Origin of the sequence: Belnapia mucosa (assembly GCF_016775475.1) — a bacterium.
Lineage (GTDB): Bacteria > Pseudomonadota > Alphaproteobacteria > Acetobacterales > Acetobacteraceae > Belnapia > Belnapia mucosa.
This window is the reverse complement of sequence record NZ_JAEUXJ010000004.1, coordinates 522,063-531,280: the sequence shown is the minus strand read 5'-3', so window position 1 is coordinate 531,280 and position 9,218 is coordinate 522,063. Positions and strand designations below refer to the sequence as shown.

Annotated in this window: 5 protein-coding genes and 1 rRNA gene; 5 read left to right on the top strand and 1 reads right to left on the bottom strand. The window is 69.4% G+C overall.

What is annotated here, in order from left to right; all coding sequences use genetic code 11:
* Positions 1-75 (bottom strand): 16S ribosomal RNA (locus JMJ55_RS13480); the annotation flags it as partial.
* A 748-nt stretch (positions 76-823) separates the two neighbouring features.
* On the opposite strand from JMJ55_RS13480, the gene JMJ55_RS13475 reads away from it, so the two are divergent.
* Genes JMJ55_RS13475 through JMJ55_RS13455 form a run of 5 tightly spaced genes read left to right on the top strand, consistent with a single transcriptional unit; the run spans position 824 to position 9,214 of the window.
* Entirely contained in the window at positions 824-1,969 is a 1,146-nt protein-coding gene (locus JMJ55_RS13475; RefSeq protein WP_236033660.1) for an HlyD family secretion protein, read from the top strand.
* Positions 1,966-4,719, top strand: a complete 2,754-nt coding sequence (rbbA, locus tag JMJ55_RS13470) for a ribosome-associated ATPase/putative transporter RbbA (protein WP_328702630.1) — start codon at positions 1,966-1,968, stop codon at positions 4,717-4,719. Before JMJ55_RS13475 ends, rbbA begins: the two co-directional genes overlap by 4 nt.
* Before the next feature lie 3 nt (positions 4,720-4,722).
* Entirely contained in the window at positions 4,723-5,841 is a 1,119-nt protein-coding gene (locus JMJ55_RS13465; RefSeq protein ID WP_202826055.1) for an ABC transporter permease, read from the top strand.
* 38 nt (positions 5,842-5,879) lie between these two features.
* Entirely contained in the window at positions 5,880-7,751 is a 1,872-nt protein-coding gene (locus tag JMJ55_RS13460) for a PHA/PHB synthase family protein (RefSeq protein ID WP_202826054.1), read from the top strand.
* A gap of 35 nt (positions 7,752-7,786) precedes the next feature.
* A complete protein-coding gene (locus JMJ55_RS13455; protein ID WP_202826053.1) occupies positions 7,787-9,214 on the top strand; it encodes a bifunctional enoyl-CoA hydratase/phosphate acetyltransferase in 1,428 nt (475 codons plus the stop codon).
* Positions 9,215-9,218 lie beyond the last annotated feature (4 nt).

Genomic DNA, 9,218 nt, shown 5'->3' with positions numbered 1-9,218 from the left:
AAGCCCCCGTGCGACTTGCATGTGTTAAGCATTCCGCCAGCGTTCGCTCTGAGCCAGGATCAAACTCTCAGGTTCATCCCCCGCAGCCCCAGCCAAAGCCAGAACCACAGCAGACAACGCCCTCCAGGCTCCACTCACCACTCCCGATGAAACCCCATCAGCCATCCAACGCAACCGCGCCAAACAACGACAAAGCCATCAAAACTTCCAGAAAACCAGATGCAGTTTTAAAAGAACGGGAGACGTCCGGGGCAAGGCGGACAAGCCGCCATCAACCTTCGGCCACCTCCAGCGACACCCGAGGGTGCCACCCCGCCTCAGCGGTGGATCACTCAAGTAGCGCTTCTCGGCGCCAACTTCAAGACCCAATCGATGGATCTTCTCGGAAGCAACCCACCCTGCGGCGGGCGCCTCAAATGGAGCTTTTCAGATCCACCGTCAAGACCCGATTGCTCAGGCCTCCCAAGAAAACCACCTTGCAGCAGACCATCCAGTTGGAAGCCCAGGCTCCTGACTTCAAGATCCGGTCGCCTGGACCTTTTAATGGGTTCTGTTGCGCAGCAAATACTTGAGGTGGTCTTTGCCAGATCTGCCGTCAAGCCCCATCGCGGCAGCCCCCGAAAGAGCCTCAACTGCAGCGGGGCGCCTATCTGGCAGCCCAGGCGACCAAGTTCAAGGCCTATCTCAGCTGAGGCGCGAAATAGCCGCCGAAGGGTGGCCGGCTGTCGGCATGGCCGCACCGGCCCATCCGCTTGCGCTAGATCAAGGCTCGCCACCGCCGCGCATGGCATTGCCCCGGGCGCACCGGATCGGGACAGCTTGGATGATCGAAGAGACCCGCCAGGAGAGCCAGCCGGCGCCGGCGGTGCAGGACACCGAAGCGCGGGCACTGGTCCCTGCCACCCCACCGACGCCGCCGGCCTTCCCGGAGACTGCCCCGCCCGCCGCCCGGCGAGGCAGGACCGGGCGCCGCATCGCGACTGGCCTGGCTTTCTTGCTGCTTGTCGCCGGCGCTGCCGGTGGCGGCTGGTACTGGTGGCAGATGCAACAGCGCGGCGCCCTGCCGCCCGGCTTCGCCTCCGGCAATGGCCGCATCGAGGCCCAGCCGGTGGAGGTCGCGACCAAATTCGCCGGCCGCATCGCGGCGGTGCTGGTTCAGGAAGGCGACATGGCGCAGGCCGGGCAGGTGCTCGCCCGCATGGACACGCGCGAGCTCGAAGCGGCGCTGCGCCAGGCCGAGGCCCAGGCGCAGCAGGCGCGGCGCAGCCTGGAGGCACGGCAGGCCGTAGCCGCGCAGCAGCGCAGCCAGCTCACCCTGGCCGAGGCGGAGCTGAATCGCACCCGCAGCCTCGTGCAATCCGGCTGGTCGACCCGGGAGCTTCTGGACCAGCGCCTCGGCGCGCGGGACAGTGCGCAGGCAGGGCTGAATGCCGCCGCCGCGCAGATCCTCGAAGCCCAGCACGCCATCCAGGCCGCGGATGAGGCGGCCGAGCGGATCCGCACCCAGATCGCCGACAGCATCCTCGTCGCGCCCGTCACCGGTCCGGTACAATACCGGCTTGCCCAGCCCGGCGAGGTGCTCGGCGCCGGCGGCCGGGTGCTGACGCTGCTCGACGTCACCAATGTGTTCATGACGGTGTTCCTGCCCACCGCGGAGGCGGGCCGCCTGCCGCCCGGGACCGAGGCGCGCATCCTGCTCGATGCGGTCCCCAATTTCGTCATCCCCGCGAGTGTCACCTTCGTCTCGCCCCAGGCGCAATTCACCCCGAAGCAGGTGGAGACGCGCAGCGAGCGCGAGCGGCTGATGTTCCGGGTGAAGCTGAGCGTGGACCGCGACCTGCTCCGCCAGCATGCGGCACAAGTGCGGACCGGCCTGCCCGGCATGGGCTATGTGCGGCTCGACCCGGCGGCGGCCTGGCCGGCCTGGCTGGCGGCCGGGCCGAGGGTGCCGCAGGCCGCTGGCCGGTGACGCTGCTCGACCTCAGGCTCGGCGGCCTCCAGCCCGGAACGGCGCCGGTCGCGGCGCTGGATGGCGTGACCCAACGCTACGGCCAGGTGGCCGCGCTGGACGGGGTGACGCTCGCCATTCCCACCGACCAGATGATCGGGCTGGTCGGGCCGGATGGGGTCGGCAAATCGACGCTGCTGGCGCTGGTTTCCGGCGCGCGGCAGGTGCAGGCCGGGCGGGTGCAGGTGCTGGGCGGCGACATGGCCGACGCAGCGCATCGCGCTACCGCCTGTCCACGCATCGCCTATATGCCGCAGGGGCTGGGGCGGAATCTCTACCCGGATCTCAGCGTGCAGGAGAATGTGGATTTCTTCGCCCGGCTCTTCGGCCAGGCGCGCGCTGAGCGGGAGGCGCGCATCGCCGCGCTGCTGGCCGCGACGGGCCTCGCCCCTTTCCGCGACCGCGCGGCGCGGCAGCTCTCGGGCGGGATGAAGCAGAAGCTCGGCCTTTGCTGCGCCCTGGTGCACGACCCGGAGCTGCTAATCCTCGATGAGCCGACCACCGGGGTCGACCCGCTCTCCCGCCGGCAATTCTGGGAACTGGTCGGCAGGATGCGCGCGCAGCAGCCGGGCATGAGCGTGCTGGTGGCGACGGCCTATATGGAGGAGGCGGAGGGCTTCGACTGGCTGGTGGCCATGGATGCCGGCCGTGTGCTGGCCACCGGCACCCCGGCCGGCATCAGGGCCCAGGCCGGCGCGGCGACGCTGGAGGATGCCTTCATCGCCCTGCTGCCGGAGGCCCGTCGCCGCGGCCACCAGCGCCTCGTCATCCCACCGCGCGCGGAGCCGAGCGAGGCGGCGCCGGCGATCGAGGCGCGTGGCCTCACCCAGGTCTTCGGCAGCTTCACCGCGGTGGATCATGTGGATCTTGCGGTCGGGCGCGGCGAGATCTTCGGCTTCCTCGGCTCCAATGGCTGCGGCAAGACCACCACGATGAAGATGCTGACCGGCCTGCTGCCGGCGACGACCGGCGAGGCACGGTTGTTCGGCCGGCCAGTGGATGCGCGTGATCCGGAATCCCGGCGGCGCGTCGGCTATATGTCGCAATCCTTCTCGCTCTACGGCGAGTTGACGGTGCAGCAGAATCTGGAGCTGCATGCCCGGCTGTTCCGCCTGCCGCGGGCGAAGGCGCGATCCCGCATCGAGGAGCTGGTGGCGCGCTTCGGCCTGGCGGACCATCTCGAGGCGAATTCCGGCGCGCTGCCGCTCGGCCTGCGCCAGCGCCTCTCGCTCGCGGTCGCGGTGCTGCACGAGCCGGAGATGCTGATCCTCGACGAGCCGACCTCGGGCGTCGATCCGGTGGCGCGCGACGCCTTCTGGGAGCTGCTGGTCGATCTGTCCCGCCGGCAGGGCGTGACGATCTTCGTCTCCACCCATTTCATGAACGAGGCGGCCCGCTGCGACCGCATCTCCCTGATGCATGCCGGGCGGATCCTGGCGACCGACGCTCCTGCGGCGTTGGTCGCGGCCCGCGGCGCCGCCAGCCTGGACGAGGCCTTCGTTGCGTATCTGGAGGAGGTGGCCGGCGGGGACGTGGCCGCCGCCGTGGCGACGCCTGCGCCGCCGGCCTCCACGGCCAGGACCATGGCGCCCGGGCTGCGCCGCCTGCTCGCCATCGCCCATCGGGAGATGCTGGAGCTGTTGCGCGACCGGGTGCGGCTGGGCTTCGCCCTGTTCGGCACCATGCTGCTGATGCTCGTCTTCGGCTACGGCATCACCATGGACGTGGAGGGGCTGAGCTTCGCCGCGCTGGACCGCGACAACACGCCGGAGAGCCGCAGCTATATCCAGGAATATACGGGCTCCCGCTACTTCATCGAACACCCACCCATCGCCGATGCCGCGGCGCTGGAGCGGCGGCTGCGCAATGGGGAGCTGCGGCTCGCGATCGAGATTCCGCCCGGCTTCGGCCGCGACGTGATCCGCGGCCGGCCAACCGAGGTGGCGGCCTGGATCGACGGCGCGATGCCCTTCCGCGCCGAGACGGTGCGGGGCTATGTCCAGGGGGTGCATCAGGGCTATCTCGGCAGCCTGGCGCAGCGACTGAACCGGATAGAAAGTCCGCCGGTTGCATCGCTGGAGACGCGCTTCCGCTACAACCAGGACTTCAAGAGCCTCTATGCCATGGTGCCTGGCACCATCGCCATCCTGCTGGTCTTCATTCCCGCCATCCTGACGGCGCTCGGCGTGGTGCGGGAGAAGGAGCTGGGCTCGATCACCAATCTCTATGTCACGCCGACGCGGCGCCATGAATTCCTGCTGGGCAAGCAGCTGCCCTACATCCTGCTGGCGATGTTGAATTACAGTCTTTTGGTGGCAACGGCGGTGCTGGTCTTCGGTGTGCCGCTGAAGGGCAGCCTGGCCGCGCTGACGATCGCCGCGCTGCTCTATGTCACGGCCAATACCGGCATCGGGCTGCTGATATCGGCCTTCACCCGCACCCAGATCGCCGCGCTGTTCGGCACCGCCATCCTCACCACCGTCCCAGCGCAGCAATTCTCGGGCCTGATCGTGCCGGTCTCGGCGCTGACCGGCGGCGCGGCGGTGATCGGCAGCCTCTTCCCCACCACCTATTTCCTCCGGGCCAGCGTCGGCGTCTTCACCAAGGCGCTCAGCCTGCGGGACCTGCTGCCGACCCTGCTCTCCCTGGCCGCCTTCATCCCGGTGCTGACCGCGCTCAGCATCGCCGCGCTGCGCAAGCAGGAGCGCTGAGAGATGCGGCGCCTTGCCAATATACTCTGGCTCGGCATCAAGGAGTTGCGGAGCCTCGCCGCCGATCCGGTGCTGCTGTTCTTCGTGATCTATGCTTTCAGCCTCGCTGTCTATTCCCAGGCGACAGGGATCTCCTTCGAGCTGCGCAACGCCTCGGTCGGAATCCTCGACGAGGACCGCTCGCCGCTCTCCCTGCGCCTGCGCGAGGCGCTGCTGCCGCCGCATTTCAAGCCGCCGGAGGCCATCGCCGCGGATGAGCTGGACCGGCTGATGGATACCGGCCGCTACACCTTCGTGCTCGACATCCCGCCGGACTTCCAGCGCGACCTGATCGCCGGCCACCAGCCGCAGATCCAGCTCAATGTCGATGCCACCGCCATGTCCCAGGCCGGGATCGGCGCGGGCTACCTGCAGCAGATCCTGGCGCAGGAGATTGCGGCCTTCCTCAAGGCCGATCCGGCTGCCCCTGTCGCCTTGCAGATGCGGATCGCCTTCAACCCGGACAACGAGTCCTCCTGGTTCACCGGCGTCGTGGCGGTTATCAACAACATCACCATGCTGGCGGTGCTGCTGGCCGGTGCGGCGGTGATCCGGGAGCGCGAGCACGGCACGCTGGACCATCTGCTGGTCATGCCGGTCTCGCCGCTGGAGATCGCGCTGGCCAAGCTGTGGTCGAATGGTCTGGTCATCACCCTCGCCACCGGCTTCTCGCTCTGGTTCGTGGTGCATGAGGTGATCGGCATGCCGATCGCCGGGTCCCTTTCGTTGTTTCTGCTCGGCGTGGCGCTCTACCTGTTCTTCGCCACCGCCATCGGCCTGCTGCTTGGCACCGTCGCGCGCTCCATGCCGCAGCTCGGCCTGCTGTTCATCCTGGTGGTGCTGCCGATGAACCTGCTCTCCGGCGGCAACTCGCCCTTCGAGAGCATGCCCTTCGCCCTCCAGGTCATCATGAGCGCCTTTCCTTCGTCCCATTTCGTGGCCTTCGCCCAGGCCATCCTCTATCGCGGCGCCGGCTTCGGCATCGTCTGGCCGCAATTCCTCGCCACCGGCCTGATCGGCGCGCTGGTGCTGGCCGTGGCGCTGCTGCGCTTCCGCGCCGCCATCGCCCAGGCCACGACCTAGCCATCGCCCCGGCCCGCGCCTCAGCACGGAGACAAGAGATGCCAGGAGCCCTGACCAGCCCGCCGAAGCCGGCCGCCTCGCGCGGCCGGGCAGGGACGAAACCCGCGCAATCCCCCGCCCCACGGACGCCGCTGCCCACGCCACCCCTCGTCCCGGCCGCCGAGCCAGCAGGGCAGGGGGAGGCACCCCCGGTCTGGACGGAGGTGCTGGATCGCGCGCTGCGCGCCCGCCTCGCCCGCGGGACCGGGGGGCTTTCGCCCGCGGCACTGGTCGGGGCCTGGATGGATTGGGCGGCGCATCTCGCCTGGGCGCCGGGCCTGCGGCTGCGCCTGGCCGACCATGCGCTGCGCCGAGGATACGACCTCGCCGCCTATGCCGCCGGCCGCGCAGTGGGCGCCGAGCTGCCGCCGCCTTTCCCGCCCGACCCGCGCGATGGCCGCTTCGGACATGAGGGCTGGCGCCGGCCGCCCTTCGACCTGTTCCAGCAATCCTTCCTCGCCGCCGAGACCTGGTGGCGGGAGGCGACGACCGGCCTGCGCGGCGTCACCCGCCAGCATGAGGACGCGGTCGCCTTCGCAGCGCGGCAAATTCTCGACACCCTCTCGCCCTCCAACCTCCCCTGGGCGAATCCGGAGGTGATCGAGTGCACGATGACCGATGGCGGCGCCAACCTCGTCCGAGGCTTCCTCAACTGGGCCGACGACGCGGCTCGCCTGATGGATGGCCGCGGCCCCGCCGGCACCGAGGATTTCGCGGTCGGACGCAACCTGGCCGTCACGCCCGGCCAGGTCGTCTTCCGCAACGCGCTGATCGAACTGATCCAATACACTCCGCAGACCGATCAGGTGCGGCCAGAGCCGGTGCTGATCGTGCCGGCCTGGATCATGAAATACTACATCCTCGACCTCTCGCCCGGCCGGTCGCTCATCGAATATCTGGTGCGGCAGGGCCATACCGTCTTCGCCATCTCCTGGCGCAATCCGGGGCCGGCGGATCGTAATCTCGGCCTCGACGATTATCGCACCCTCGGTGTCATGGCAGCGCTGGATGCCATCGGCACGATCTGCGGTGAGAAACGGAAGGTCCATGCGCTCGGCTATTGCCTCGGCGGCACGCTGCTCTCGATCGCGGCCGCAGCGATGGCGCGCGATGGCGATGACCGTCTCGCCACCCTGACCTTGCTTGCCGCCCAGACCGATTTCGAGGAGGCGGGCGAACTGATGCTCTTCATCAACGAGGCGCAGGTCGCCTTCCTCGAGGACATGATGTGGGCGAGCGGCACGCTCGGTTCCGAGCAGATGTCGGGCACCTTTCAGATCCTGCGCTCCAATGACCTGATCTGGTCGCGGCTGGTGCGCGAATACATGCTCGGCGAGCGGCAGCCGATGAACGATCTGATGGCCTGGAATGCCGACGGCACGCGCATGCCCTATCGGATGCACAGCGAATATCTGCGCGGGCTGTTCCTGCACAATGACCTGGCGGAGGGTCGGCACCGCGTCGGCGGCCGGCCGGTGGCGCTGAACGACATCCGCGTCCCGATCTTCGCGTTGGGCACGGAATGGGACCATGTCGCACCTTGGCGGTCGGTCTATAAGATCCACCTCCTGGCCGATGCCGAGGTGACCTTCCTCCTGACCACCGGCGGGCATAATGCCGGCATCGTCTCGCCGCCCGGCCATCCGCATCGCCGCTTCCGCGTCGCAGAGCGGCCCCATGGCGCGAATTACCGCGACCCCGAGACCTGGCTGGCGCACACCCCGCCGCGCGAGGGGTCCTGGTGGCCGGAATGGGCCGGCTGGCTGGCGGCGCAGTCCGGCAGCCTGACCGCACCGCCACCCATGGGCGCGCCGGAGCGCGGCCTGCCGCCGCTCGAGCCGGCGCCGGGCCAATACGTCCGCGCGGCCTGACTGACCCGCGCCGCATCACTGGATAGGGCAAAGCCATGAATGGCCTGCGCAACGCGGCTGCCGCGCTGATCGAGAACCGCACCTTCGACGAGATCATGGTCGGGGACAGCGCCAGCCTCACACGCCAGCTCGCGCGGGAGGATATCGAGCTGTTCGCCGTCGCCTCCGGCGACGTCAATCCGGCGCATCTCGACCCCGCCTATGCCGAGACCGACCTGTTCCACAAGGTCATCGCCCATGGCATGTGGAGCGGCGCGCTGATCTCCGCGGTGCTGGGCACGCGGCTGCCGGGGCCGGGCACGATCTACCTGTCGCAGGACCTGCATTTCCGCGCGCCTGTCGGCATCGGCGACACCATCACCGCAACGGTGACGGCGCGCGAGAAGCGGCCGCAGCACGGGCCCCGCATCGTCTTCGACTGCCGCTGCGTGAACCAGGACGGGAAGGAAGTCGTCTCTGGCATCGCCGAGGTCCAGGCGCCGACCGAGACGGTGCGCCGCCCACGGGTGGAACTGCCGGAGGTACGGCTGACCCGCCACCAGCGCTTCCGCGACCTTCTCGCGCATGCCACCGCGGACCGGCCGGTGCCGATGGCGGTGGCACACCCCTGCGACGCGGTCGCGGTCGCTGCCGTGGTGGAGGCCGCGGCGGCGGGGCTGATCACCCCGATCCTGGTCGGGCCCGAGGCGAAGATCCGCGCCGCGGCCGAGGCGGCGGGGGCGGACATCTCCGGCTTCCGCCTGGTGCCGACGCCGCACAGCCATGCCGCGGCGGCGCAGGCGGTGGCGCTGGTGCGGGCCGGCGAGGCCGAGATGCTGATGAAGGGCTCACTGCACACCGATGAGTTGCTGCATGAGGTGGTGCAGGCCGAAACCGGGCTGCGCACCGGCCGGCGCCTTTCCCATGTCTATGTCATGGATGTGCCGGCCTATCCGCGCCCGCTGCTGGTGACCGATGCCGCGGTGAACATCGCACCCAGGCTCGAGGAGAAGCGCGACATCGTGCAGAACGCCATCGACCTCGCCAAGGTGATGGGCATCGCCGAGCCGCGGGTCGCCATCCTCTCGGCGGTGGAGACGGTGAACCCGGCCATTCCCTCGACGCTGGAGGCGGCGGCGCTGTGCAAGATGGCCGAGCGCGGCCAGATCACCGGCGGCATCGTGGACGGACCGCTCGCCTTCGACAATGCGGTGAGCCCGGAGGCGGCGCGGCAGAAGGGCATCACCTCTCCGGTCGCCGGCCTCGCGGATATCCTGGTGGTGCCGGATCTCGAGGCCGGCAACATGCTGGCTAAGCAGCTTACTTTCCTCGCCGGCGCCGATGCGGCCGGCGTGGTGCTCGGTGCGCGGGTGCCGATCGTGCTCACCAGCCGGGCCGATGCGCAGCGGACGCGGATCGCTTCCTGCGCGGTGGCGGTGCTGATGGCGCGGGCGCGGCTGGCCGCGCCCAATCTGGGGAGCTGACGCC